This window comes from Kribbella sp. NPDC003505 (genome assembly GCF_040610875.1).
Classification (GTDB): Bacteria; Actinomycetota; Actinomycetes; order Propionibacteriales; family Kribbellaceae; genus Kribbella.
This window is the reverse complement of sequence record NZ_JBEXNA010000002.1, coordinates 784647-810309: the sequence shown is the minus strand read 5'-3', so window position 1 is coordinate 810309 and position 25663 is coordinate 784647. Positions and strand designations below refer to the sequence as shown.

28 protein-coding genes are annotated in these 25663 nt (G+C 71.3%); 5 read left to right on the top strand and 23 right to left on the bottom strand.

Annotated elements, in window-relative coordinates; genetic code table 11:
- Window positions 1–7: 7 nt before the first annotated feature.
- The 9 genes from ABZX12_RS08340 to ABZX12_RS08300 form a co-directional block, all read right to left on the bottom strand.
- Window positions 8–1240 carry a HAMP domain-containing sensor histidine kinase gene (locus ABZX12_RS08340; RefSeq protein WP_355691043.1) on the bottom strand — a complete coding sequence of 411 codons (1233 nt, stop codon included), beginning with the start codon at window positions 1238–1240 and terminating at the stop codon, window positions 8–10.
- A complete protein-coding gene (locus tag ABZX12_RS08335; RefSeq protein ID WP_355691041.1) occupies window positions 1237–1896 on the bottom strand; it encodes a response regulator transcription factor in 660 nt (219 codons plus the stop codon). Before ABZX12_RS08335 ends, ABZX12_RS08340 begins: the two co-directional genes overlap by 4 nt.
- The gene (locus ABZX12_RS08330; RefSeq protein ID WP_355691039.1) at window positions 1893–2642 is read right to left on the bottom strand and encodes an FAD:protein FMN transferase; all 750 of its coding nucleotides are present in this window, start codon (window positions 2640–2642) and stop codon (window positions 1893–1895) included. Before ABZX12_RS08330 ends, ABZX12_RS08335 begins: the two co-directional genes overlap by 4 nt.
- Window positions 2643–2730: 88 nt before the next feature.
- The gene (locus tag ABZX12_RS08325; protein WP_355691037.1) at window positions 2731–3342 is read right to left on the bottom strand and encodes a DedA family protein; all 612 of its coding nucleotides are present in this window, start codon (window positions 3340–3342) and stop codon (window positions 2731–2733) included.
- 46 nt (window positions 3343–3388) lie between these two features.
- On the bottom strand, window positions 3389–4054 hold the full coding sequence (locus tag ABZX12_RS08320; RefSeq protein WP_355691035.1) for a CBS domain-containing protein: 666 nt from the start codon (window positions 4052–4054) through the stop codon (window positions 3389–3391).
- The gene (locus ABZX12_RS08315; protein ID WP_355691033.1) at window positions 4054–4902 is read right to left on the bottom strand and encodes a universal stress protein; all 849 of its coding nucleotides are present in this window, start codon (window positions 4900–4902) and stop codon (window positions 4054–4056) included. Before ABZX12_RS08315 ends, ABZX12_RS08320 begins: the two co-directional genes overlap by 1 nt.
- 14 nt (window positions 4903–4916) lie before the next feature.
- Window positions 4917–5810 (bottom strand): fructose-bisphosphate aldolase, encoded by an 894-nt coding sequence (locus tag ABZX12_RS08310; protein WP_355691031.1) that lies wholly within the window; start codon window positions 5808–5810, stop codon window positions 4917–4919.
- A gap of 126 nt (window positions 5811–5936) precedes the next feature.
- Window positions 5937–6878: a DUF2157 domain-containing protein gene (locus ABZX12_RS08305; protein WP_355691030.1), complete on the bottom strand. Its 942-nt coding sequence runs from the start codon at window positions 6876–6878 to the stop codon at window positions 5937–5939.
- A 113-nt stretch (window positions 6879–6991) separates the two neighbouring features.
- Window positions 6992–7891: a universal stress protein gene (locus ABZX12_RS08300; protein ID WP_355691029.1), complete on the bottom strand. Its 900-nt coding sequence runs from the start codon at window positions 7889–7891 to the stop codon at window positions 6992–6994.
- 148 nt (window positions 7892–8039) lie between these two features.
- Here ABZX12_RS08300 and ABZX12_RS08295 point away from each other — a divergent pair, with 148 nt between their 5' ends.
- Entirely contained in the window at window positions 8040–8855 is an 816-nt protein-coding gene (locus ABZX12_RS08295) for a sigma 54 modulation/S30EA ribosomal C-terminal domain-containing protein (protein WP_355691027.1), read from the top strand.
- On the opposite strand, the gene ABZX12_RS08290 is transcribed toward ABZX12_RS08295, so the two are convergent.
- From ABZX12_RS08290 to ABZX12_RS08260, 7 genes are read right to left on the bottom strand one after another with little or no spacing between them, the layout of a single operon-like run.
- Window positions 8830–10464, bottom strand: coding sequence for an NAD(P)-binding protein (locus ABZX12_RS08290; protein ID WP_355691026.1), 1635 nt, complete (start codon window positions 10462–10464; stop codon window positions 8830–8832). The two genes, ABZX12_RS08295 and ABZX12_RS08290, sit on opposite strands and share 26 nt — an antisense overlap.
- Window positions 10465–11454 (bottom strand): thiamine pyrophosphate-dependent enzyme, encoded by a 990-nt coding sequence (locus ABZX12_RS08285; RefSeq protein WP_355691025.1) that lies wholly within the window; start codon window positions 11452–11454, stop codon window positions 10465–10467.
- A 21-nt stretch (window positions 11455–11475) separates the two neighbouring features.
- On the bottom strand, window positions 11476–12651 hold the full coding sequence (locus ABZX12_RS08280; RefSeq protein ID WP_355691023.1) for a transketolase C-terminal domain-containing protein: 1176 nt from the start codon (window positions 12649–12651) through the stop codon (window positions 11476–11478).
- Window positions 12635–13234 carry a 2-oxoacid:acceptor oxidoreductase family protein gene (locus tag ABZX12_RS08275; RefSeq protein WP_355691021.1) on the bottom strand — a complete coding sequence of 200 codons (600 nt, stop codon included), beginning with the start codon at window positions 13232–13234 and terminating at the stop codon, window positions 12635–12637. Before ABZX12_RS08275 ends, ABZX12_RS08280 begins: the two co-directional genes overlap by 17 nt.
- Window positions 13231–14196 carry a PEP/pyruvate-binding domain-containing protein gene (locus tag ABZX12_RS08270; RefSeq protein WP_355691019.1) on the bottom strand — a complete coding sequence of 322 codons (966 nt, stop codon included), beginning with the start codon at window positions 14194–14196 and terminating at the stop codon, window positions 13231–13233. The genes ABZX12_RS08275 and ABZX12_RS08270 overlap by 4 nt, the downstream gene beginning before the upstream one ends.
- A 20-nt stretch (window positions 14197–14216) precedes the next feature.
- Entirely contained in the window at window positions 14217–15224 is a 1008-nt protein-coding gene (gap, locus tag ABZX12_RS08265) for a type I glyceraldehyde-3-phosphate dehydrogenase (protein ID WP_355691018.1), read from the bottom strand.
- Window positions 15225–15261: 37 nt separating this feature from the next.
- The gene (locus ABZX12_RS08260; protein ID WP_355691016.1) at window positions 15262–16767 is read right to left on the bottom strand and encodes a DUF4389 domain-containing protein; all 1506 of its coding nucleotides are present in this window, start codon (window positions 16765–16767) and stop codon (window positions 15262–15264) included.
- A 150-nt stretch (window positions 16768–16917) separates the two neighbouring features.
- Here ABZX12_RS08260 and ABZX12_RS08255 point away from each other — a divergent pair, with 150 nt between their 5' ends.
- On the top strand, window positions 16918–17235 hold the full coding sequence (locus ABZX12_RS08255) for a 2TM domain-containing protein (protein WP_355691014.1): 318 nt from the start codon (window positions 16918–16920) through the stop codon (window positions 17233–17235).
- A 13-nt stretch (window positions 17236–17248) separates the two neighbouring features.
- Here the strand turns inward: ABZX12_RS08255 and ABZX12_RS08250 are convergent, their stop codons facing one another.
- From ABZX12_RS08250 to ABZX12_RS08240, 3 genes are all read right to left on the bottom strand, one after another.
- Window positions 17249–17860, bottom strand: a complete 612-nt coding sequence (locus tag ABZX12_RS08250) for a hypothetical protein (RefSeq protein WP_355691012.1) — start codon at window positions 17858–17860, stop codon at window positions 17249–17251.
- 105 nt (window positions 17861–17965) lie between these two features.
- Window positions 17966–18928 (bottom strand): hypothetical protein, encoded by a 963-nt coding sequence (locus ABZX12_RS08245; protein WP_355691011.1) that lies wholly within the window; start codon window positions 18926–18928, stop codon window positions 17966–17968.
- Between the two features lie 23 nt (window positions 18929–18951).
- Window positions 18952–20388 (bottom strand): DUF779 domain-containing protein, encoded by a 1437-nt coding sequence (locus ABZX12_RS08240; RefSeq protein ID WP_355691009.1) that lies wholly within the window; start codon window positions 20386–20388, stop codon window positions 18952–18954.
- Window positions 20389–20502: 114 nt separating this feature from the next.
- Between ABZX12_RS08240 and ppk2 the strand changes: the two genes are divergently transcribed.
- From ppk2 to ABZX12_RS08225, 3 genes are all read left to right on the top strand, one after another.
- Entirely contained in the window at window positions 20503–21309 is an 807-nt protein-coding gene (gene ppk2, locus ABZX12_RS08235; protein ID WP_355691008.1) for a polyphosphate kinase 2, read from the top strand.
- Window positions 21310–21404: 95 nt separating this feature from the next.
- Window positions 21405–22214, top strand: coding sequence for a 2-oxo acid dehydrogenase subunit E2 (locus ABZX12_RS08230; protein ID WP_355691006.1), 810 nt, complete (start codon window positions 21405–21407; stop codon window positions 22212–22214).
- Complete coding sequence (locus ABZX12_RS08225; protein WP_355691004.1) at window positions 22211–22993, top strand: universal stress protein; 783 nt, start codon at window positions 22211–22213, stop codon at window positions 22991–22993. Before ABZX12_RS08230 ends, ABZX12_RS08225 begins: the two co-directional genes overlap by 4 nt.
- 11 nt (window positions 22994–23004) lie before the next feature.
- Here ABZX12_RS08225 and ABZX12_RS08220 read toward each other — a convergent pair whose 3' ends face one another.
- The 4 genes from ABZX12_RS08220 to ABZX12_RS08205 are packed head-to-tail and all read right to left on the bottom strand — an operon-like array spanning window position 23005 to window position 25561.
- Window positions 23005–23523, bottom strand: a complete 519-nt coding sequence (locus tag ABZX12_RS08220) for a DsrE/DsrF/DrsH-like family protein (RefSeq protein WP_355691002.1) — start codon at window positions 23521–23523, stop codon at window positions 23005–23007.
- Between the two features lie 10 nt (window positions 23524–23533).
- Window positions 23534–23839 carry a TusE/DsrC/DsvC family sulfur relay protein gene (locus ABZX12_RS08215; RefSeq protein ID WP_355691000.1) on the bottom strand — a complete coding sequence of 102 codons (306 nt, stop codon included), beginning with the start codon at window positions 23837–23839 and terminating at the stop codon, window positions 23534–23536.
- A complete protein-coding gene (locus ABZX12_RS08210) occupies window positions 23836–25080 on the bottom strand; it encodes an FAD/NAD(P)-binding oxidoreductase (RefSeq protein ID WP_355690998.1) in 1245 nt (414 codons plus the stop codon). The genes ABZX12_RS08215 and ABZX12_RS08210 overlap by 4 nt, the downstream gene beginning before the upstream one ends.
- A gap of 55 nt (window positions 25081–25135) precedes the next feature.
- A complete protein-coding gene (locus ABZX12_RS08205; RefSeq protein WP_355690996.1) occupies window positions 25136–25561 on the bottom strand; it encodes an Hsp20/alpha crystallin family protein in 426 nt (141 codons plus the stop codon).
- Window positions 25562–25663 lie beyond the last annotated feature (102 nt).

Genomic DNA, 25663 nt, shown 5'->3' with positions numbered 1-25663 from the left:
CGGAATCTTAGACCTTCCTTGGACCGTCGTCCGGGAGCGCGGGGAGCACGAGTTCGAAGGTCGCGCCGATCTCGCTCGGAACGAGCCGGAGCTGCCCGCCGAGCCGGTTCGCAACGTCGTGGGCGAGCGCCAGCCCGAGGCCGTAGTGTTTCCGGCCGGACCGGTGACCACCGGAGTCGAAACGACGCAGGACACGCTGCGCGGCTTCCGGGCCGATCCCCGGGCCGGTGTCGCTGACCGCGAGGATCACCTCGCCGCGCCGGCGCCGTACGTCGAGGCGGACGTCGCCGTGGCGTGGCGTGTGGTCGATCGCGTTGTCGACGAGCGCCATCGTGGCCCGCCGGATCGCGCTCGGCGACCCCAGTGCGGCCGCAGGGCCGTCTTCCGCCGTCCACCGCAGCCGCACCCCGGCCTGCTCGGCGTGCGCGCCCGCCGCGGCCGCGACATCCTGCGCGATCCGGGCCAGGTCGACCGGCTCGTGATCCTCGGCGCCGCGCGGATCGGCCGCGGCCAGCAGGTCGTCGACGACTTCGGCGAGCCGGCGCGTGTCACCGACCACGCCGCGCGCGTCGTCGAGCAACTGGTCCTCGGCGCCGTTGCGTCGCAGGGCTCTTTCGAGGACCTGCGCACGCGTGCTCAGCAGCGTCAGGGGCGTCCGCAGCTCGTGTCCGGCGTCGGCCACGAACGCACGCTGCAGAGTGAGCGCTTGCGCCAACGGCCGTACGGCGCGTCGCCCGATCAGCACGCCCAGCAGGCCCGCCAGCAGCAGCGCGAGGACGGTCGCGAGGCCCATCGCCTGCAGGAGGCGGGCGCGCTCGTTGTGGGCCGTCGCAAGGTTCAGCACTGCTTGCACCGGCCGGCCTTTCACGAGACCGGTGGCGATCCGGTACTCGCCGTCGTCGTTCTCGACCGTGATCACTTTGATCTGTTCCGTGGCCTGGCCCCGCAGCGCCTCCAGCTCCGGCGCCAGCTCGTCGGGCAGGCCTGGTGAGCTCGTCGTGCCGGACGGTGCACTCATGATCAGCCAGGTCCCTGCCGGTGGATCGCCTACGTCGTCGGCGGTCGTGATCGCGGACCGGAGCAGATCGTCCGCCGCGCCGGCCTGACCACGAACGACGACCACAGTGACAAGGGCAATCAGCAACAGCATCGCCAGCGCGACCAGAGCCGCTGCTTGGACAGCGACGCCGCGACCGGCCCGGCGGACCAGGACCTCGTCACCGATCGGGCTGCCGCTCACAGCTTCCCCAACCGGTAGCCGAGCCCACGTACGGTCTTGATGACGTCGCGCCCGAGCTTGCGGCGGCAGTAGTGCACGTAGGTGTCGACAACGGTCTCCGACTCGGCGGCGTCGAACACGCGGTCGAGCAACTCCGCCCGGCTGAACACCGCCGCGGGCCGCGCCGCCAGCAGCCCGAGCAGCGTGGCCTCCCGCTCCGACAACTCCACCGATCCGCCGTCGGTTCGCCTGACCGACCGGGCGGCCAGGTCCAGCGCACCACCTGGTACGGCGAGCTCGACGGCATGATCCAGGTGACGCCTGAGCAACGCGCGCACGCGGGCCAGCAGCTCCGTCAGCTCGAAAGGCTTCGTCAGGTAGTCCTCGGCGCCCGCGTCGAGGCCGTCGACCCGGTCCGCGGTGCTGTTCCGTGCCGACAGCACCAGGATCGGCGTACCGACGCCGCGGCTCCGCAACCGCGCGATCAGGTCCAGGCCCTCCACAGCGGGCAGGCCACGGTCGACGATCATCGCGTCCGCCGGCTGCGTCAGCGCCAGATGCAGTCCCCGTTGACCGTCGGGCGCCCAGGTGACGGCGTACCCCTCGTCGGTGAGCACCCGCTCCAGGAGGCGTGCCAGGTCGGCGTCGTCCTCGATCACCAGGATCCTCGACGTCACTCCTGCCCCCAGCGCGCCGTGGCGAACAAGTTGCCATCAGCAAGAACACCGAGCCCCTCGTAGCCCGGCGGCAGCACGGTGGGCCAGTCGTCACCGGCCACGAAGGCCGCCGTCGCGAGCACGTCGGCGCACTCCAGCGACGGACCGGTCACCGACACCGACAGCCACCGCGTGCCGGCCGGACGGCCCGTCCGCGGGTCGTACAGGTGCGCGCCCCGGGCAGCCGTCCCACTCGTCGCGACCGCTCCCCCGGTCCGCCGCACGCCGGTGATCACCTGGCCGGGATCACGCGGATCCTGGATGCCCACGGTGAACGGCTCGCCGCTCGGACACACCACGAGGACGTCGCCGCCGGCGTTCAGGCACCAGTCCACGCCACCGGCCTCCCGCAGTCGTGCACCGGCTCGCTCGACAGCCCACCCTTTCACCAGCCCCGAAGGGTCCCAGCTGCCGCCGGGCACCTGTGCGTCGAACAATCCACCGGTCGCCTCCCGCGCGGCCACGCACCGCTCGGCGACCTCTCGCACCACCGCGTCGACAGAGTCCCAGCTCTCCTCGCCCCGCGCCAGCAGACTCACCGCACTGTCCTCGCGGTACGGCGAGAACACGCGATCGATCTCCACCAACTCCGCGAACACCTCCCGCACCGCGGCCTCCGCCCGCTCGGACCCTGCCGCCCGGCCGCGCGCGAGCACGCTGATCGGCAGTCCCATGATCTGCTCGACCCAACTCCGCCGCGGCACCATGACGCAACGGTACGACGCTCACCGAACCCCCGACGGGACCCGGCCCCTTCGCCGGCAGCGGACCGCCGACACATCCGTCATCGAGTTCTCAGGGGACACTCCGGCGCCGGCGCCGGCGGTGGGCCACGAGCAGGGCAACGATCACGGCGACGACGAAGGTGCCCAGCAGGAGCCCGCTGACCAGACCGAGGCGTTGTTCGAGGGCACGGTACGAGGCGCCGGCGAGGTAGCCGCCACCGGCGACGAGGACGGCCCAGGCGACGCCGCCGATCACGTTGGCGACGGTGAAGTGCGAGCGCCGCATGCGGCTCATGCCCGCGATTCCCGGCACGAGCGCGCGGAAGGCCGCGGTCCAGCGCCCGAGCACGACCGCGGCGGCGCCGCGGCGGGCGATCAGTGCCAGCGTCCGATCGATCTGCTCACGACGGCGCAACCTGCCCGGCAGCCGGCCGAGAAGCGCAGGGCCGTGACGTCTGCCGACGACGAATCCGATCTGGTCGCCGACGACCGCGCCGACCGCGGCGGCGAGCATCACCGCCCACAGCGGCAGGGCGCCGGAATGGGCCGCGACTCCGCCGATGATGACCGCGGTCTCACCCGGGACGAGCAGGCCGAGGAAGGTCGATGCCTCGAGCGCCGGCAGCAGACCGGCCACCGTGATCACCAGCCACGGCGGAAGGCCGGCCAGCCAGTCGAACACCGCGTTCAGCGTCGGGACCGCCTCCTTCCGCCTAGCGCCGGACCTGTCAGTAGAACGGTCCGGCCGCGCGGGCCGTGTCGTCGAACTCCCAGGTCAGCTCGTTGCGGACGCCGACCACGCCGTCCACGCCCGCGACCAGGCTGCCGGCCAGCGCGGCGGTACTGCGCTGCGGGACCTGCCCGGACAGGGTCACGACACCTTCGAGTACGTCGATCTGGACGGCCAGCGGTTCGTCCCACAGTTGCCGTTCGACGACATCGCGGCGGACCCGCGCCAGGATCTCCTGATCCGGAGCGAGGAAGGCGCGGAGCAGGTCGGACCGGGTCACGATGCCGGCGAGCTCGTCGCCGTCCATCACGACCAGCCGGGTGATCCGGCGCGCCGCCATCAACCGGGCGGCCTCGTCCAGCGTGCAGCCGCCTTCGATCGTCACGGCCGGGCTGGACATCAGCAGCCGGGCCGTCGTCGCGTCCGCCTTCGTCCGCGTCCCGCCGCGCTGCCAAGGGCGGCGCGGCCGGCGCTGGAACTCCTCCTTACGCAGCAGATCGGTCTCGGAGATGATGCCGACGACACCGCCGAACGTGCTGCGCACGGGCACCGCGCTGATGTGGTGCTCGGCCAGGACGGCGGCGACCGTCTTGAAAGGCGTGTCCTCCGCGACAGTGACGACGTCCTTGGTCATCACGTCGGAGGCCGTCAGGTAGTGACGCATCATGACTCCTTGGCCCGGCGGACGATCGCGACCGGCGACGCCGCGTGGTGGAGAAGACTCTGACTGACCGAGCCCATCAGCAGCCCGGCCACGCCGCCGCGGCCCCGGGAGCCGACCACGACCAGCGAGGCCGTGTCGGACCACGCGATCAGCTGCGCGCTCGCGCGCCCCTCGAGGACGGACGCACGGACCTTGACCCGCGGGAACTCGTCCTGGTACTTCTGCAGACTGTCGGCCAGCCAGTCCTTCAACAGCTGGTGGGTGCTCTCGATCGACGCGTGGTGATCGGCCTGCGGTTGCCAGCAGTACACCACCTCAAGCGGATGATCGGCGCGGTCCGCCTGGTCGAAGGCGAAGGCCAGCGCTCCCTCCGAGTCCGGTGACCCGTCGGTGCCGACGACGACCGGACCGTCGCGGCGTTCGCCGCGGACGACGACCACCGGGCACGGCGCCTTCGCCGCCACCGCAGTCGCCACCGAGCCCAGGAACGCCGCGGATGCCTTGTTCCGCGAGCGCGTCCCGACGACCACCATCTCGGCGTGCTCCGCCTCGGTCAGCAGCGCGTCCGACGGATCGGTGTTCGCCAGCCACCCCGAGCCGCCTTGGTAGCCGAGCCGGTCCCGGGCGTACCGCACCGCGCCGTCCAGTTCGTGCTCGAACCTGTCGAGCGGCATCGGCGGCGGGAGATATCCCTCGGCCCCGACGGCCGGCCAGCGACTCGCCTCGTCCAGGTACGCGCGCACCACCCGGACCGGCAGATCGCGCTCCGCGGCGGCCTCCACGGCCCAGTGCAGCGCGGTCCGCGCCTCGGGCGAGTCGTCCACACCGACGAGAATGTACTTCGACATGACGGGCATTCCTTTCATCGACTGGGGTGCTGGACGAGGATTTCCTTGAGGCCGTCGACGAAGGCCAGCGACTCGTCGTACCCGCGCTGCCAGACGTTGCGGCCGAAGATGCAGCCGAGGCCACCGGCGTCCATCGCCTGCTCGGCCTTGCGGTACATCGCGTCGTCGCCGGCCCGCTCGCCGCCGGAGACCAGGACCAGCGTGCGGTTGGCGGAGCGGACCACACCGTCGATCGCCTGCTGCGGCGAGAAGATCTCCTCGTACGGCGGTTTGACGGCGTCGCGCTTGTCCGGGTGCGGGAAGTTCACCTTCACCACGTCCGCGCCCAGCTCGCTCGCGACCCGCGCGGCGTAGTCGACGGCGTAGAACGAGTCCTTGCCGCCCTTCGCCTCGATCGCCGAGCCTCGCGGATACGCCCACACGACCAGCGGCATACCGAACCGCTCGGCGTCGGCACGGATCGTCCGGTACTGCGCGAAGTCCGCCTCCTGCGCGGGCGATCCGACGTACAGCGTGTAGCCGACCGCGTCCGCACCCAGCCGGACGGCGTCCGCGACGCTCGCGTGCACCGGGGACAGTGCGGCGGCGTCCGGCGGGATGTCGGTCTTGCCGTTCAGCTTCAGGATCAGCGGGATCTCACCGGCGTAGTCCCAGAAGAACTTCTCCGCCAGTCCGATCTGCAGCGCGACCCCGTTGAACTCACCGGCGATCGCCAGTTTCATGATGTACGCCGGGTCCGACGCGACCGGGTTCGCGAAGAAGTCGCGCGGCCCGTGCTCGAGACCCTGGTCGTACGGAAGGAACAGCGCCGTACCGTTGCGCAGGCCGTGGTCGAAAAGGATCCGCCGCAACCGCGCCTTCTTGCCGGCGTTCAAGCCGAGTTCGTTCAGAGCCGGCCTGGTCTGCATGATGCTTACCTCCCACTCACTCAACCCCACGTCCACTGTCGTCCCGCCGGATTCCGGACGGCAGAGGCGACGGGCCCGGTTCCGCCGGGACCTTGGACTGTCGGGCAGTCGACGTCGATCGAGGGCTCAGTCACGGTTGTGGCCCTTTCCCCTCTTGGCTGTGTAGACCGCGGCCGTGACGAGCAGGGCGCCGACGACCAGCAGCACCAGCGGGGCCGCGAGTTCGCCCGGGAACCACTCGTTGACCACGACCGGCAGGACGTTCAGGGCGCCGAGCGCACCCACCGCGAGCAGCAGCAGGTCGCGGACGACCACCGCCAGCACCACGACGGCCACGACGGTGCACAGTGCGAGCACCATCCCGACGTTCGTCGGCAGTGTCATCAACGCGCCGATCAGCGCGGCGGCGGCCGCCAGCGCCTGGACCTCGCGGCGCGGCCTCACCGTTCCGAACCACCCGAGCAGGAACCAGATCCCTCCGGTGGTCCAGACGGCCAGCCCCGGGAGGTGCGGGCCGGTGGTCAGCTGGGCGACGGTCGCCCCGGCTGTGACCATCATGGCCACGAAGAAGGCCGCCTGCTGCGCGAGGCCGGGCAGGCGCCACCAGAGCACCGCGGCGAGCGCGGCAGCTCCCCCACCTGCGACCATTCCGATCGCGCTGCCGTCCAGCTCCAGGACGATATCGGCGAACAGCGCGAGGAACGCTCCGGTACCTGCGGTGCACAGCAGCCACAGCACGGACCGCAGCCGGACACCAGGAGCGCTGTGGGCCGGGACCAAGGCTCCGGCCAGCAACAGCGCGGCCGCGGCACCTCCGACGACGGCGAGTTGACCTGTGTCCCCCAGCTCGCTCCAGTACTGCGCACTGATCAAGCCGGCGGCCACCATCACGATCACGCCGCCGAGGTACGCCAGGGCTTCCACCACCAAGGACGTACGCCCGCGGCCCTCGGCCGGAATGTCGTGCGCGACGGGACGCGGGACGCCGTCGAGTTCGGCGCGCATCCGGGAAGCCTGCGCGGACGTGATCAGGCCGTCGGCCAGCCAGTGGTCGATGAGATTCGACATCGACCGTCGATCGCTGGCGGATGCCCTCATATGTCCAGCATCGGTCCTACGGTCCGCGTCGAGCAGGGCCGAATGTCCTGTGCCGGGTAGGGCCGACGACCACGCGCGCCGGTTCAGCGCACCACGGCCACCGGGCAGGTCGCGTGGTGCAGGACGGCGCGGCTGACCGAGCCGAGCAGGAAGCCACGGATCCGTCCTCGGCCGCGCGATCCGACGACGAGCAGATCGGCGTCGCGCGACTCCTCCTCCAGCACCCTCGAGGGCGCCCCGTGCACAACGGTCTCGGTGACCTTCACGTCCGGATGGTCGACCGCCTGACCGGCGACCGCCTCGCTCAGCAGGACGGCACCGTCCTCCTCCAGCGCGTTGAGGTCGTGGACCGGGAACAGCATGTCGCCGGGGCCTGTGCTCTGCGGGTCGTGCCAGGCGAGCACGGCCGTGACCGAGGCGTCGGTCTGCTCGGCGAACTCGAATCCGAACGCGACCGCGTTCCAGCTCTCCGCCGATCCGTCGACACCGACGACCACGTGGCGCGGGCCTTCCGGCCGCGGCTGCCAGTCCGCCGGTACGACGACGACCGGGCTGGTCGCGTGGGTGGCGATGTGAGCCATCACCGACCCTCCGGCGAGCTCACGCAGCTCGCCCAGACCGCGGGAGCCGAGCACCAGCACCGAGGCGCCGGCGGCTTCCCGCAACAGCACCGGAACCGGATCGCCGATCACGACCTCGGCGTCGATCAGCACGCCGGGGTATTCGTGACGGATGTCCCGGCAGGACTTGTCCAGCAGCCGCTCGGCCGCCCGCCCGAGGGCATCCGTGCCGATGGCGACCGCGGTGCCGCCGCTGCCGCGCAGGGCCGGCCAGGGCATCACATGGATCATCCGCACCCGGCGCCCGACCCGCTGCGCCGCCCCGGCGGCCCAGCGCGCCGCCGCGTCACTCGCCGCGGAGCCGTCGTAGCCGACCACGATCGGCCGCCCCTCCAACCGTCGTACCTTGCCGGACCCGTCCACGGAAGCTCCTCTCGCCGTGCACACGATCCTGACCGCCGGTACGCCGGTCGCGGCAGGGACCAACGGCCCTGTTTCGGGGCCCAACGGACCTGCCCGCCGGGCGGGCGCGGTGCGACCGTGGGGGCTGTGGCCGAGATCAGGGGGGACGATGAGCACTGAGAGTCATGGCACGGTGCCGTTGCGCGTGGTACCGCTGCGGGCGGTCGCCGCGATCTCGGTCAGTACGGCGGGGATCCTGCCGACCGACGCCGCGACGGTGGTCCGCGAGCATCTGGCTCCGATCCTCGGGACCTGGGCGCCGCACAGCCGGGTGCGACTCACCCGCTTGACCGAGCCCGGTCTGCTCCGGCCGCTGGTCGCCCAGATCGACATCCAGCTGAGCGGCGGGCATCGCGTCCGGGCGCAGGTCGCCGCCGCCACGATGTCCGACCTCGTCAGCCTGCTCGCGACCCGCACCATCGAGCAGTTGCACCTGTTCCCGTCCGCACTCGCCGAGTGCCTGCGGCAACAGGTCACCACCCTGCCGCCGCCCTCGCCGCCTGAGCTCCTGCCGCCGGCCGGCCGGCGCGTGACCCGTCACAAGGGCTGCCACCCGACGGCGATGACGGCGGCCGAGGCGATCACCGTTCTGGAGGCGATGGACTACCGCTTCCACCTGTTCCGCGAGAAGTACAGCCGCCAGGACAGCATCGTGATGCGCTCCGGCCCCGGCCGCTACCGGATCTTCCAGTCCCGGCCGAACCCGCTCGGCCTCGAGGCCACCTCACCCCCGATCGCACTCGCCGTCGCCGAGCGCAGCACCATCCCGCAGGCCGTCGCCCGGCTCGACCTCACCGGCGCGCCCGTCGACATCTTCACCGAGAAGTTCACCGGCCGCCTTCACGCCCTCTACGCCCGCTACGACGGCCACTACGCCCTGCTCGGCTCCACCGCGCCCGTCACGAACGCTCGCGGATCATGGTGATGGCTCCGCTCGGGCACTCGGCGGCACAGAGGCCGCAGCCCTTGCAGAAGTCCAGGTCGATCTCGTAGCGCTTGCCGGGCCCGAGCTTGATGACGGCGTTGTCGGGGCAGACGCCGAAGCAGTTGTCGCACTCCAGGCAGTTGCCGCACGACAAGCAACGCCGGGCCTCGAACAGTGCGGTCTCGGCGGTCAGTCCGGCGGTCACCTCGTCGAACGTCGTGATCCGCCGCGCGACGTCCAGCTGCGGCCGTACGGTCGCCGGCGCGTCCGAGTAGTACCAGGTGTTCAGCCGCTCGTACGTCGCGAGCTCCGGCCGGTCCGGATGCAGGTACGCCGTGCCCCGCAGCCACGCGTCGATGTTCCGCGCGGCCTGCTTCCCGTGGCCGACGGCCACCGTGACGGTCCGTTCGCCGGGCACCATGTCGCCACCCGCGAACAAGCCCGCCCGGCCCGTCATCATCGCGGCATCCACTTGCACCACGCCGTCGTCGACGGTCACCTCGGGAAGGTCCGCGACGAGCGCCAGGTCGGCCTGCTGCCCGAGGGCGAGCACCACCGAGTCCGCGTCCAGCTCCTCGAACTGGCCGGTCGGCTGCGGGAACCCGGACTCGTCGAGGCGCATCTTCTCGATCCGCACCCGGTCGCCCCCGGCATACACGATGGTCGACAGCCAGCGCATCCGGACGCCTTCCTCGAGCGCCTCCCGGACCTCGATGTCGTGCGCGGGCATCCGCTCGCGGGTCCGCCGGTACACCACGACCGCGTCCGCGGCGCCGAGCCGGCGCGCGGTCCGGGCGACGTCCATCGCGGTGTTGCCGCCGCCGTACACCGCGACCCGTCGACCCAGCAACGGCCGCTCGCCCTTCTCCAGACCGGCCAGCATCGACACCGCGTCGACGATGCGCGCGGAGTCGCCGGCCGGGATGTCGGCCCGGCGGCCGATGTGCGCGCCGACCGCCAGGAACACGGCGTCGAACGCGTCCAGTTCACTGTCCAGGTCGGTGACCGCGCGGCCGAGTTCGAGCCGGACGCCGAGGTCGGCGATCCGGCGGATCTCGGCGTCGACGACGTCCCGCGGCAGCCGGTACGACGGGATGCCGTAGCGCATCATGCCGCCGGCCTGCGGCGAGTCGTCCCACACCGTCACCTCGTGGCCGAACCGCGCCAGGTGGTACGCCGCGGAGAGCCCGGACGGGCCGGCGCCGACGATCAGCACCCGCTTGCCGGTCGGCGCGGCCTCGACCGCGACGGACCAGCCCTGCTTGATCGCCTCGTCGCCCAGGAACCGCTCGACCGAGTTGATCCCGACCGGTTCGTCGAGCGTCGCGCGGTTGCAGGCGGTCTCGCACGGCCGGTAGCAGACCCGGCCCATGACCGCCGGGAACGGGTTGTCCACCATGATCCGGCGCCAGGCGGCCTCGTAGTCGCCTTCCTCGGCGTGCGCCAGCCACTCCTGGACGTTCTCCCCGGCCGGGCACGCGTCGTTGCAGGGCGGCATCCGGTCCAGGTACACCGGCCGCTCGGTCCGCCACGACCCGGTCTTGTTCGCCAGGCTCGATCCGACGTCCAGCGTGATCGCGTAGGGGTGCACGCTGTTTGCCTCAGGCATCTACATCACCTCGTCGGGTTCGGTCAGGCCGAAGGTGCGGACGGTGCGGTCCGCCTCGGCCTGGATCCGGCTGATCACGTCGTCGCGCGGGGTGTCGCCGAACAGGTGCGCGAACCGGCCCTGCGGCCGCAGGTAGTCGACCACCGGGCGGAGCCGGCGGATCCGCGTCACGTCCGTCACCTCACCGTCGACGGCCTCGAACACCGGGAAGATCCCGGTCTCGGTGGCCAGCCGGGCGATCCGGATCGTCTCGTCGGACGCGGTCCGCCAGCCGAGCGGGCACGGCACGAGCACGTGCAGGTAGCGCGCGCCGTGGTACCCCATCGCCTTGGTCACCTTGTACTCCAGGTCGCGCAGGTCGGCGACGGTCGCGGTGGCGACGTACGGGATGCGGTGCGCCATCGCGATCAGCGGAAGGCTCTTGCCCTGGCCGAACGAGTTCCCGGCCGGAGTCGTGGTGGTCACGGCCCCGTGCGGAGTCGCCCCGGACCGCTGCACACCGGTGTTCATGTAGCCGCCGTTGTCGTAGCACACGTACAGCACGTCGTCGTTGCGCTCGAACATGCCGGACAGGCACGCCATACCGATGTCGACCGTGCCGCCGTCACCGCCCTGGCCGACCACGCGGACGTCGGTCCGGCCCTTCGCCTTCAAAGCGGCGGCGACACCGGTAGCCACCGCGGGCGCGTTGCCGAACAGGGAATGCAGCCACGCGACCCGCCATGACGACTCGGGGTACGGCGTCGAGAAGACCTCCAGGCAGCCCGTGGCGTTCACCGTCACCGCTCGGCTGCCGGCAGCACGCATCACCGCGTCCAACACGTACCGTGCGCCGAGCGCCTCACCGCAGCCCTGACAGGCGCGGTGGCCCATGGTCAGCGAGTTCGTACGGCCGGCATCGGCCTGTACCGCGCGCTGGTCGGGGGCGAGCAGCCGGTTCCCGACCGCGAAGCTGCCGGTCTGGTAGAACTTGATCCGTTCCGCAGGCATGATGCCTCCTCCGATCGCTGCTCAGCCCGTACGGCGCAGTTCGCGCTCGACCACGTCGTCCTTGAGATCCAGGAACGTCAACGGGTCGAGACGGCCGGCGGCGGCGTCGGTCAGCATCGCCCGCAGCGACGCCTTCGTCACCGGCCGCCCGCCGAGGCCCGCGATCACCGTCGCGATCGACGCCTCCGGCACGCTCCCCCGCACGTCCGCGGCGACGATGCCGCCCATCCCGACCGCGAGCGCCCGCTCGAGCACGACCACCCGGCGAGCGCCGCGCAGCACGGCCCGCACGGCGCTCGACGGGAACGGCCGGAACGTCGTCACACCGAGCACCCCGATGCTCAGACCTTCCGTGCGGAGCTCGTCGACGGTGTCCTTCAGCGTGCCCAGCACCGAGCCGAGCGCCACCACCACCGTCTCCGCGCCCAGACATCCGTACGGCCGGACCAGACCGCCGGAGCTCCGCCAGAACTCCTGCGCGAACTCGTCGGCGATCCTCGGAATCACCGTCAGCGCCTCCCGGTGCCGCTGGTGCGCGAGGTACCGGACCTCCGTGAACGCGTCCGGCCCGACCATCGCGCCGATCGTCATCGGGGCGTCGGGATCGAGCACCTGCCGCGGCCGGTACGGCGGCAGGATCGCGTCGACCTGCTCCTGCGACGGTACGTCGACGCCCTCGACCGCGTGCGTCAGCACGAACCCGTCCATGCACACCATCACCGGAAGCGACAGCTCCTCGGCGATCCGGAACGCCTGCACGTGCAGGTCGGCCGCCTCCTGGTTGCTCTCGGCGTACAGCTGGATCCAGCCGGAGTCGCGTTGCGACATCGCGTCGCTGTGGTCGTTCCAGATGTTGATCGGGGCGCCGATCGCCCGGTTCGCCACCGTCATGACGATCGGCAGGCCGAGTCCCGACGCGTTGAACAACGCCTCCGCCATGTACAGCAGGCCCTGACTGGCGGTCGCGGTGTACGCCCGGGCTCCGGTCGCCGACGCGCCGATCGCGACGGACATCGCGGCGAATTCCGACTCGACGTTCACGAACTCGCACGGCGCGAGCTCACCGGAGGCGACGATCCCGCTCAGCGCCTCCACGATGTGGGTCTGCGGCGAGATCGGGTACGCGCAGATCACTTCGGGACGGCAGCGCGCGACGGTTTCCGCGACCGCGCGCGAGCCCTCAATCTGTGAGCGCATGAGCAGCCTCCTCGAGGGTCGCCTGGGCCAGGTCGTAGGCCGCGCGAACCGCCGCGACGTTGCCCTCGGCAACCTGCCCGGCGAAGCGCTCCCGGACGACGGCGACGACCGACTCCGGCCGCACCTGCCCGGTCAGCGCGGCGAACGCGCCGAGCAGGACGGCGCCGGGCAGCGGACGGCCCAGATGGGTCAGGGCCAGCTCGGTGGCCGGCACCGTCAGCACCCGTCCGGGCCGGAACCGCCGGACGAAAGCATCCAGCCCGAGCTCCGCGAGCGAACAGGACGTGTTGATCAGCAGGTACCCGTCGTCGCGGAGGCCGCCGAACACGTCGATGTGATGGATCAGCGTGGCGTCCTGGACGATCAGCGCGTCCGGCTCCGCAACCGGTTCGTGGGTCCGGATCGGACGGTCGCCGATCCGGCAGAACCCGACGACCGGAGCGCCGGTGCGTTCCGAGCCGAAGGTCGGGAACGCCTGCGCGTGCCGGCCCTCGGTGAACGCGGCGACCGACAACAGCTCGGCCGTCGTCACCACTCCCTGCCCGCCGCGGCCGTGGATCCGGATCTCGAACACGGCCGTCACCCGTGCCACGGGACGGCGGCGGACCGGCCGCGCGCGGCGATGGTCACCGTGGGCACCGCCCACGGACGGACCTCGACCACGAAGAGGCTCCCGGTCACCCCGTCCTTGGCCCACTCCAGCGCCATCGGGCGCCGGAAGTGCTGGTCGGCGGCCACCGACCAGGCGGCGATCTGCTGCAGCTCGTCGTCGGTCAGCACCAGGGCCATCCGCTCGTCGTACGTCGTCGGAACGGTCCGTGTCCCGCGCGGGTCGGCGTACACGACCTTGGTCAGCTTGGCGCCGCGGTGCCGCACGATCAGCGGCCGGCCGCCGGGGTGGACCGAGTACAGGTCGGCGTCACCGGCGGGCGGCTCGCCCAGACCCCAGGTCGCCCGGATCCGGACGAACGTGCTCTCGCCCCGCGCCGTACCGGAGGCGCCGAGGTCGGCACGCACCATGGTCTGTACGGTCACCGGCATCACGGCCTCGAGGTGGTCCAGGCCCATGGCCTCACGGTTGCCGACGGCGACCGTGCCGAACAGCGACGCGAAGCACCGCCGGCAGGCCGCGACCACGTCCGCGCCGGTGCGCAGGTGCAGGAACACCTCGTCCTGCACGCCGTCCGCCCCGTCGACGGGGCTGCACCGGACCGCGACGTCGGTGCCGTCGCCGCCCAGCTCGCCGTACGCGGTCAGGATCTCCTCGGCGATTGCCGGCGGCATCGGCGCGTCACGGAACGCCGAGCGGATCTCCGCGGCGGCCACGACCAGATCGCAGCCGGCCCGGAAGCGGCGGATCCACTGCGCGATCAACGGGTCGAGCCGGGTCTCGCGGACGAACTCCCGGTACGCCGCCGCGGTCAGCGCGAACCCCTCGGGCACCCGGATGCCCTCGCCGGCCAATGCGGCCAGCCGGGCAGCCTTCACTCCGATCCGCTCCGATCCGAAGTCGCCGTCGAGCCGTACGACGTACTCGGTGTTCATCTCTCCTCCAGAGCTGCTGGTCAGAGCGAGGCGCCGACGAGCTCGGTCAGGTCGACCAGACGGCTCGTGTAGCCCCACTCGTTGTCGTACCAACCGAAGACCTTGACCAGGTGGTCCTGGACCTGGGTGAGCTGCGCGTCGAAGATGCACGACGCCGGGTCGCCGACGATGTCGCGCGACACGATCGGATCCGTGGTGTAGCGCAGGATCCCCTTCAGCGGACCGGCCGCGGCCTCGGCGAACGCCTGGTTCACCTGCTCGACCGTGACCGGCCGGGAGACCTCGACCGCGAGGTCGGTGAGCGAGCCGTCCTCGATCGGCACCCGGACCGCGACGCCGTCGATCTTCCCGGCCAGCTCCGGGATCACCAGCCCGACCGCGCGGGCCGCGCCGGTGCTGGTCGGGATCAGGTTGACGGCACCGGACCGGCCGCGCCGCAGGTCCTTGTGCGGGGAGTCCAGCAGCACCTGGTCGTTGGTGTAACTGTGGATCGTCGTCATCAGCCCGCGCTCGACGCCGAACGCCCGGTGCAGCACCGACACCATCGGCGCCACGCAGTTCGTCGTGCACGAGGCGTTCGAGACGACGTCGTGCGCCGCCGGGTCGTAGTCGTCCTCGTTCACGCCGAGCACGACGGTCGCGTCGACGTCCTTGCCGGGCACCGACAGGATCACCTTGCGGGCGCCGGCGATCAGGTGCGCGCCGGCGCCGTCGCGGGTGCGGAACTTCCCGGTCGACTCGATCACGATGTCGGCGCCGACCGCGGCCCAGTCCAGCCGGGCCGGATCACGCTCGGCGGTCGCGCGCAGCCGCCGGCCGCCGACCGTGATCGTGTTCCCGGTGTGACCGACCTCCACCTTCAGGGGGCCGTACGTCGAGTCGTACCGGAGCAGGTGCGCGAGCGTCTCCGGCGAGGCGATGTCGTTGACCGCCACCACCTCGATGCCGCTGGATCCGCGCTCGAGCACACAGCGCAGGTAATCCCGCCCGATCCGCCCGAACCCGTTGATCCCCACTCGTACGCTCATGATCGGCCCCTCCGTCGGTCGGCTGTGTTCGTCCTTCTCATTGCATCGGCGGAGGCGGCGGCGCTTGCAGGGCCGAAGGTCCCGGCTGCGGCCGCCGGACGACCGCGAGCACCACGAGGGCCACCCCGAGCAGCAGCGTCAGTCCGGCGCTCACGAGCACGACGATCCAGGCCCACTCCAGCGCCGGTGCGGTCGCACCGACATCCGCGCGGACCGTGACGTTCCCACTGCCGTCGGCGGCCATCACGACGAGCGTCCACTCGCCGTTGTCGATCGGCCAGGTGATCGACTGCTCCCCCGGACCGGAGGCCTGGACCCGCCAGATGTCGATCTCGGTCGGTGCCACCGGCGGCGGACCGCCGGCGTGGTCGTCGTACGCCGGCCGGTTCATGCCGAGCGACCGGACGGTCGCGTAGCCGACGCCGCTCAGGTACGACCGCACGTCCGCCGACCTCGCCAGGCCGACGAACACCGGGATGCCTTCGGTGGAGGCCGCCCGGACCCGGACGTCACCGAACCAGTCGCGTGGGACGTTCGTCGCGCCGGCGTCGATCGTCATGTTCTCGCTGACCAGCGCGTAGCCGCTGGTGCTCAACGTCACCCGGCCGGAGGTGACGAAGCCGGCCGAGTCCCGGCGGCCCTCGTCGAGCCAGGCCAGCGTCCCGCCGACGGTCAGGCCGACGACCGAGGCCAGCGTCACGACGATGCCGAGAACCAGCGCGACGACCCGTCCGGCCGTCATGCGGGGCCCTGACTGCCCGGGCTGCGCCGGCGGCGGCCCCGACTGCCCCGGCGGGCCTGACGGCCCGGACTGGATCGGCCGGTCCTGCGGCCGGTCGGCGAGCGGCGGCCCGCCGGGCGGCGGCTCGTGCAGCCTCGTGGTCCCGGGATCGTCACCGCCCATGTCCAGGCGGAACGGCGGGTACTGGTCGACCATCAACCCGGCGTACGCCGCCACCCGCAACACCCAGCGGTTCATCCCGAGCACCAGGTCGAAGACCGAGCGCGGGTACTGCCCGGTGAACAGCAGCACGATCGCCGCCACCAGGACGAGCAGACCCACCAGCCCGCCGCTCCACGCCCAGACCCGGTCGTCCGCCTGCGTCGCGAACCAGGTCCCGCTGCCGACGAAGAACGCGACCACGATGTACTGCGGGATCGCCAGCAACCACCACTTCACCAGCACCAGACCGCGCGACAGGTGCTCGGGGTACTTCACCTCGAGGTGCGCCGGGTAGTCCGGCACGTCCTCCAGCGTGAACGGCGGGTACTTGTCCGTGCCCAGAGCGCCGTACGCATAGAACTGCACCCGCCACGACCAGCGCAGTACCCCGACGTTGAACTCGAAGATGCCGCGCGGGTACCGGCCGGTGAACAGGATCGCGAAGAACGCCACGAAGCTCAGCAGCGCGAACGCGATCCACAACACCGCCAGCACGAACAGGTGCGGGATCACCAGCACCCACTTCACCAGCCACAACCAGCGATTCAGCCGGTCGTCGAGTGCCCCGTCCACCCGGACCGGGTACGTCGTCGTACTCATCACGTCCTCCCCTGCGTCCGTTTGTCTGTGCGTCATCCGTCATTGCCAGCGTCGAACCGGATCGGGCCGGACCAGCAGGGCCGAAGGTCCCGCCGAAGGCACCTCTTGCTCCCCTGACCGCCCGCCCGGCGGCGGCGCACGGTGGAGATGATGAGCAAGGAGGCAGTGATGGACGAGAAGGTCGTCGATCGGCCGCTGCCGGCCGACGCCGACGAGAAGTTGCGCGAGCAGGCGGTCGAGGAGCTGCGCAAGCGTCGTGACCTGGCCGGTCACGTCCTCGCCTACCTGATGGTGAACACGTTCCTGGTGGTCATCTGGTACCTGACCGGCGCAGGGTTCTTCTGGCCGGCCTTCCCGCTGTTCGGCTGGGGCATCGGCCTGGTTTTCCACGCGTGGGACGTGTTCTGGCCGCAGCCGAGCGACACCGCAGTGCGGTCCGCGATGGACCGGATCCAGCGCCGCCGCTGACGCGACGCACGACTCATTTCTGGCCGCGCAGCCAGCGTGGGGCGATCGTCCTCCACTCGGCGTCCCAGGCCCGCAGGCGGCGACGGTCCAGCGGCACCCTGGCGAGGCGGAACAGGCCCCACAGGACCAACCACGAGCCGAAGACGGTGAACGTCCCGGCGGTGGCGCCGTACGCCGCGTCGTCGGACGTCGAGCGCGGCGCGGCGACGATGGCGCCGGACCGGTCGAGCCACACCGTGACGCCGACGCCGGCCTTGGTGCCGCGGACGACGGTCGTGTAGCCCTCGCGTTCGGCGCCCTGCGCGTCGACGTACCCGACCTTGATGACGGTCAGTACGTCCCCGGGCACGCTCGGCACGTCGTGCTCGGCGCTCTCCAGGGTCTGCGCGCGCACCTCGTGCAGCGCCGCCCGCTGCCGCTGCGACGAGGCGTCGAGCGTGTTCCGTACGGCGTTGCCGGTCGCCGCTCCGATCGGAAGCATCAGCAGCGCAGCGATCAGCGCGCACCAGAGCAGCGTGCTCTCGAGCCTGTCGGACCGACGCCGCATGGAGTTGCGGCCGATCCCGAGCCGACGCGTCTGCATGAGCACCCACAGCTCCCCGGACCGTTGCTTGGCGGCACTCATGACAACCCTCCTGCCTGCGGCTCCCCTGCACACCAGGTTCGGACCTCCGGCGCCCCCGTGGTCAGGGCCCAAGGTCCCGACCTCGGCGGACCACCGGGCCCCACGTCACTCGCCGAGCAGCACGTCCGCGGCCGGGCGCCGCGGCGTCGGCCGGACCTGCGTGCCGTACCCGAACCGGATCACCGACTGCGGACGCTGCCACGGCCCGAGGGGATCGTTGATCTCGCCGCGCAGTTCCTCGTGCTCGATCGCCTGGTTCAGCATCGAGGTCGAAACCCCGCGGGCAGTGGCCTCCAGCAGGACGTGCTCCAGGGCCTGCCCGGCGCGCAGCCACTCGATCGGCCCGTCGAACCGGGTCGCGAGCACCGCCAACTGCGGCTCCCGCTCGAAGTCGGCCGCCGGCCGCGCCGCGTCCGCCTCGGTCGCGGCCAGGTCCCGGACGACCGGGAGGCCGCCCGCGGCCCGTGCACCCAGCGCGCTCGACGGGACGCCGTCGGCGGCCCGGTCGCCACCGACCCAGCGCCGGCGTTCGGCCGTCCGCGCCGGGTCCTCGTCGTCCGCGGTCACCGCCTCGTTCGTTGCCATCTGCAACCACCAGCGCCGGGTCGGCTTGTCGATCCACTGCAGGACCGCGCCCTCGGCGCGGGCGCACAGGTCGAGCTCGGCCCGCAGTTGCGCCGGCAGCCGCTGCTCGGTGAACGGCTCCCGGTTCGTCCGGCGCTCGGTCAGGTACGGCGCGAGCGCCGCCATCGGATCGTTCGGCGCCGCCTCGAGCTCCACGACGGCGACCAGATCCGGACGCCGCTGATCGACCAGATGCCTGACCACCGACCCCATCCCCCGGGCGGCCGCGGCCACCCGGAGGTTGAAGATCGCCGCGCCGAGCGACACGAACAGCATCCGCCGCGACGGGTCCTCCGCCGGCAGCTCGCGCTCCCGGTCCCGGTACACCTCGACCGCCCGGTCCGCGAACCGGAACCGCCACGGCTGCGTGTTGTGCATCGACGGCGCCAGCACCGCGGCCGCGAGCAACGCCTTGCGGTCCTGCTCGCTCAGCATCTCGTCCATCCCGACCACCTTCGTCCGCAGGTTCAGAACCGGAACACCACGCGCGCCGGGATGTCGCCGGCCAGGACGGCCTCGATCGACTGGTTGACGTCGTCGAGCGTGCGGTCGACGGCGACGACCTTCGTCCGGCCGGCCGCGTGCAGCGCGAAGACGTCGGCCAGATCGTTGCGGGTGCCGACGATCGAACCGATCACGGTCTTGCCGTTCAGCACCGTGTCGAAGATCGGCAGGCTCAGCGCGCCGTCGTCGGCAGGCAGCGCGACGCAGACCAGCCGTCCGCCCCGACGCAGCGACCGGAACGCCTGGTCGAACGACCGCGGGTCAGCCGCCAGAGCGACCGCGACGTCGGCGCCGCCAAGTGCCTGGATCGCCTCGACCGGATCGGTGGTGGCCGCGTTCACCAGGTGATCCGCACCCAGGTGCTTGGCCATCTCGAGTTTGTTGTCCTCGATGTCGACGGCGATCGTCACGCCGCCGGCGATCCGCGCGTACTGCAGCGCCAGGTGCCCCAGTCCGCCGACGCCGAAGATCGCCACGGTCTCGGCCGGCGCCACCCCGGCCACCCGGATCGCCTTGTACGTCGTCACGCCGGCACACGTCAGCGGCGCGGCGTCCCGGGACGAAACCTCGTCCGGCACCGGGTTCGCGAACGCGGCCGGCAGCACGGCGTACTCGGCGAAGCTGCCGTTCACGGAGTAGCCCGAGTTGCGCTGCTCCGGGCAGAGCGTCTCCCAGCCGCCGATGCAGTAGCGGCACTTCCCGCACGCGTAGCCGAGCCACGCGATCGCGACCCGGTCACCGACCGCCCGCTCCGTCACCCCGTCGCCGAGCTTCTCGACGATCCCGACGCCCTCGTGTCCGGGCACGAACGGCGGGTGCGGCTTGACCGGCCAGTCGCCGTGCGCGGCATGGATGTCGGTGTGGCAGAGCCCGCTGGTCTCCATCCGTACCAGCACCTCGCCCGGCCCGGGCTCGGGAATCGGTACCTCCTGGATCTCCAGCGGCTTCGTGAAGTCGGTGACGACAGCTGCTTTCATGACAGTCCTTTCAGACCTTTCGGGCGGACGGGAATCGGATGCGCGAACACGACCGACCAGCCGGGTGACGAAGTGGCCGCCGAGCCCGGCGGGAAGCGAGAACCCCGCCGGACCGCCGGACGCGACGTCGAGCAGGACCGCGTCCCGGCCCCAGGCCTGGTCGAGCCGCCGGTCGATGTAGAACGGGCTGCCCTCGACCTCGCCGAGCAGCACGTCACCCGGACGGACCGGGAACTCGTTCTCCGGGTAGCACATCGGGGTGCTCCCGGCGCCGCGGTCGGCGAACTGGACGAACATCACCGGCGCCCCGCGGCTGTCGGTCAGATGACGGATCGCCTGGCGGGCAGCCTCGGTGGCGGTGATGCGACCGGCCGCTCTCAGCGACTTCGGGGCCTCGGAACGGCTGGGTGCGACGTACTGCATGGCCCTGCTCCTTCCGATCGGCGCGTCGTGCACTTCGAGCGAACAGCCGCCGGGGCCTCGCTCGTAGGGTCGAAAGGCCTGTCCGGCGGGTGCCGGATGCGGCATGGTTCAGGGATGGAGAAGTTGCCGAAGAAGATCTATGAGCGCGAGCTGCTGCGGCTGCAGGCCGAGCTGGTGAAGTTGCAGGAGTGGGTGCGCGCGGAGGGCGCCCGGCTCGTGGTCGTCTTCGAGGGGCGCGACGCCGCCGGCAAGGGCAGCACGATCAAACGCGTCACGGAGTACCTCAATCCCCGCGTCGCGCGGATCGTCGCGCTGCCCGCCCCGACCGAGCGGCAGCGCACCGAGTGGTACTTCCAGCGGTACGTCGAACACCTGCCGGCGGCCGGCGAGATCGCCCTGTTCGACCGCAGCTGGTACAACCGCGCCGGGGTGGAGCGCGTGATGGGTTTCTGCACCAACCAGGAGTACGCCCGGTTCCTGCACCAGTGCCCGATCTTCGAACGGCAACTGGTGGAGGACGGCGTCCTGCTGCGCAAGTACTGGTTCTCGGTCAGCGACAGCGAGCAGGAACGGCGGTTCCGCAGCCGGCTCGAGGACCCGATGCGGCGCTGGAAGCTGTCGCCGATGGACCTGGAGTCGATCACCCGCTGGGAGGACTACTCGCGCGCCAAGGACGAGATGTTCGTCCACACCGACATCCCGGAGGCGCCCTGGTACGTCGTGGAGAGTGAGGACAAACGCTCCGCGCGGATCAACATGATCGCGCACCTGCTGTCGACGGTCCCGTACCACGAGGTGCAGCGGCCACCGCTCGCGCTGCCGCCGCGGCCGCCGTCGAAGGGGTACGAACGCACGCCGCGGGAGATGCAGACCCAGGTGCCCGACCATGCGGCCCGCCTGCGCGACCGAAGACCCGACTGAGAGTCCAAGGTCCTGCACGGAGAGGACCGACGGCCGGTGCGCCCGGCCGCCCGGGGAGCTGATGCTCAGGTCAGATCGGCTCCAGGAGGTGGACCGTGGGCGCACAGGTCAGAGCTGTGCCGTGGGTACGGCAGTTGGTCATCGACACCGGGCGCGCCGCACGGCGCAGGCACGCCATCCACGGCCTGTTCGAGGTCGACGTCACCTCGGCGCGCGACGCCTTGCGCCGCGAGCAGACCGACCAATGGTTCACCGCCTTCGTGATCCACTGCGTCGCCGCGGCGGTCGCCGCGGATCCCGGCATTCAGGCGTACCGCGACCTGCGCGGCCGGGAGGTCGTGTTCGACCAGGTCGACGTGGGGCTGCCGATCGAGGTCGAGGTCGACGGGCGGCCGTTCGCGTTCACGCATGTGCTCCGCGACGCCGGCCGCCGCGCCGTCAAGGACCTCCACCAGGAGATCCACGCGGTCAAGACCGATCCGTACCTCAGCGCATCGGTGCACAAGGCCCCATGGGTGCACGCGTACCTGTTGCTGCCTGGCTTCGTCCGGGTGCCCCTGCTCGGCGCTCTGCACCGGCTGCCCCACCGTCAGCAGGCGCTGGCCGGCACCGTAGGCGTCACCGCGGTCGGCATGTTCGGCGCCGGCGCAGGCTGGGGCATCGGCTTCCAGCTGCACACCCTGAGCGTCGTGGTGGGCGGAATCGCCCGACGGCCGATCGTCTTCCAGGGCACGCTGGTGGAACGCGAGTTCCTGCAGCTGACGGTCAGCGTCGACCACGACGTCGTCGACGGCGCACCGGCCGCGCGGTTCATCGGCCGGTTGCGGGAACTGCTGCAGACCGGCGACGGCATCCCCACCGGCCGCGCGGGCGCCGCGCCCGTGCACTCCCGGAGGATCGGATGAAGCACCTCCCGGTCGTCGTCGGCATCGACGGCTCCCCCGCGGCGGACGTCGCGATCAAATGGGGCACGCAGGAGGCCGCGGCGCTGCGGAGCCCGCTGCACCTGGTCTACGCCCTCGCCCCGGGCAGCCCGCCGGCACAGGCCGGGGAGGTCGTCTACAAGGCCGTCGCCCAGGCCCGCGGCCTGATGCCGGGGATCGCGATCGACTCCCGGATCGAGAGCGGCTCGCCCTCGGCGGCCTTGGTCAAGGCGTCCAGGTCGGCTGCGGTCGTGGTGATCGGCAGCCGCGGCCTCGGCGTGATGATCGGCGCGCTCGTCGGCTCCACGGGACTCGACCTGGCCGCGAACGCCCGCTGCCCGGTGGTCGTCGTACGGCCCGATCTCGGCAGCATGGCCGGCGTCCGGGTGGTCATCGGGTACGACGGTTCGCCGGCCAGCGACACTGCCCTGGACTTCGGGCTGGAGCACGCGCGCCGGCACGATCTCGCCGTCCGGGTGATCGCCGCCGAACCCACCGGCACCGCGTTGCACCGGATCAGCGAGAACGAACTCCGCGAGGCCGTCCACGCCCGCGGCGGGCACGACGCCGAGCTGGTCCACATCACCGGCCATCCCGCCGAGCACATCCTGCGCCTGTCGTCCGACGCCGCGCTGATCGTGCTGGGCGCGCGCGGCCGCGGCGGCTTCGCGGGCATGCTCATCGGCTCCGTCAGCCAGACCGTCCTGCATCACGCCGACTGCCCCGTCGCCATCATCCCGGCCGCCGCAGCCGGCGGCTGACACCCGGGCGCTCAGATGAAGATGATCTGGGCGCCGTCGGTCTTCTCGATGAAGTCGGCGGCACTGATGATGCCTTCGACGTCCTCGGACAGGTCCGACTCGTCGAGGTGCATCATGTCGGCCGACATCCGGCACGCCCAGAGGTGACCGCCGGAGGCGACGATCTGCTCGAGGAACTCGGGGACGTCGGGGACGCCGATCTCCTGGATCTGCTTCTTCATCTGGTGCGTCGCCATCGCGGTCATCCCGGGCAGGCCGCCGAGGCCCTGCGGCAGGTGCGTCGCGGTGTTTCCGAGCATCGTGAACTTCAGGTCGTGCATCCGCGACTTGGTGATCATGTCGAAACCCCAGAACGTGAAGAACAGATGCGTCTCCACGCCTTCGCCGAGCGCGGCGTTGGCCAGGATCAGGCCCGGGTAGGCCATGTCCAGGTTGCCCTTGGAGCAGATGATGGCCAGCTTGCGGCCCTCGGTCGCCGCGTCGCCGAAGTCCGGCGTCACCAGCGACGAGGTGTCAATGGTCGTGGTCATGATGTCCTCCTCAGACACAACCGCGGGGTTTCGGCAGGCCGGCGACGTAGGCCATCTTCTTGGCCGGCTTGCCCGGGAACAGCACGAACAGTTGCTTCACCGGGATGCCGGCCAGGGTCGACACCCGGCGCAGCGTCGCGGTCTCGCCGTGCGCCGGGTAGTCCGCACGCAGGAACCGGATCGCCTTCCAGTGCTCGTCGGTGAGCTCGATGCCGATCCGCGCGGCGAGTTCGCCGGCGAGTTCCTCGCTCCACTCGTCGTACTCGGTGAGGAACCCCTCCGAGTCGGTGTGGATCTGAGGGTGCACGGTGGTCATGGTCGGTCCTCCTCGTCCGGTCGGTGTTTCCCGCTCATCGACATCCGGGTGGGTACCGGCAGCCGGTGTCCCGGGAGCAGCAGGTTCCAGTAGATCCAGCGGAACGCGAGCTTGCCCCAATGGTTCGCTTTCGTCTCGCGGAGCAGCGACAGCGGCCCGAGTCCGCCCAGCGGGTAGCGCCCGGGCAGCGGTTCGGTGTCGTAGTCGAAGTCGATCAGCAGGCCCTTGCCGTCGCCGGTCTCGACGAAGCAGTTGGCGTGCCCGTCGAAGCGGTGCGTCATCGCCCGCCCCTCGACGTACTGGCAGAAGTTCGCCACGAACACCTCGGCGGAGAAGTGCGCCACCGAGCCGGCCTTCGATGTCGGCAGGTCGTTGGCGTCGCCAATCGCGAAGATCTCCGGGTGTGCCGTGGACTGCAGGGTGCCCTTGTCCACCGGGACGTAGTTCAGCTCGTCGCCGAGCCCGGAGGCTCCGACGAAGTCCGCACCCATGTTCAGCGGCACGGTGACGAGCAGGTCGTACCCGATCTCGCGCTCGTCGTAGCTGACCAGCACCTTCCGGTCGGCGTCGACCCGTTCGACCAGGAAGTCGGTCTCGACCGCGATCTTGCGGTCGTCGAGCAGACCGCCCAGGTACCGCGCCGCGATCGGCTTGGTGAACGCGCCGTCCAGCGGTGTCACGTAGACCAACTCGACCTGGTCGCGCATCTCCCGCCGGCGGAAGAACGCCTCGGCGAGGAAGGTGAACTCCAGCGGCGCGACTGGGCACTTGATCGGTTGCTCCACGACGTGGACGACCAGACGGCCGCCGGTGAAGCCCTGCAGGGCGTCGCGGAGCGCGAAGGCGCCGTCGTAGGTGTAGAAGTCGTGGATCGTGCGATGCCATTCGCTGCCCAGCATGCCGGGAGTCTGGTCCGGCCGCGGGCTGGTACCGGTGGCGATGACCAGATAGTCGTAGCAGACCACCTCGCCGTCGGACAGCCGGACGGACTTCCGCTCCGGGTCGACAACGGCGATCTCGCCGATCAGCAGGTGGATCCCGTTCCGCAGCAGCCGGCGGCGCGGTCTCAGCAGATCCTCCCGCCCGCCGAAGGGCACGAACAGCAGACCGGGCTGGTACAGGTGATCGCGTTGGCCGTCGATCACGGTGATGCGCCAGTCGTCGAGTGGCAGGCGGCGGCGCAGCTTGTTGGCCACCATGGTGCCGGCCGTCCCGCCACCGAGGATCACCAACCGTCTCATCGTCAGGTCCTTTCGGGCCCGGCCCGGTGCACCGGGCCGGGCCGGTCGGAGGGCTTCAGTCGGTGTGCTCGATCGTGATGGTGCGGGTCTCGGCAGCCTTCGCCGCGATCGGCACGGTCACTTCGAGGATCCCGGCCCCGTACTTCGCGACGACGGCCTGCTCGTCCGCACCCTCCGGCAGCAGCACCCGGCGGGTGAGCGTGCCGTAGTGGAACTCCGAGCGGGCACCGTCGTGCTCTTCCTGCTGACGGGTCGCGGTGAAGGTCAGCATGCCGTTCGCGACCTCGACCTTGATGTCCTTGTCCGGATCCAGGCCGGGCAGCTCCGCACGGACGACGTACTTGTCGCCGTCGGCGAACTCCTCGATCCGGACGCCGCGCAGCGTCGCCGGCATCGTGAACAGGCTCGGCAGGCCCTCGGCCCAGTCGAACAGTTCCGCGAACTGCCGGCGATTGTCCCTGTGTTGCAGCGTGCTCGCCATGGCGTCTCCTTCCTGTCGCCTTCGCTTGCACTTCCACCACACCTCGCAACCCGTCACCGGAGCAGGGCCCTCCGCACCGGAACCGGCCGGACCTTCGGCCCT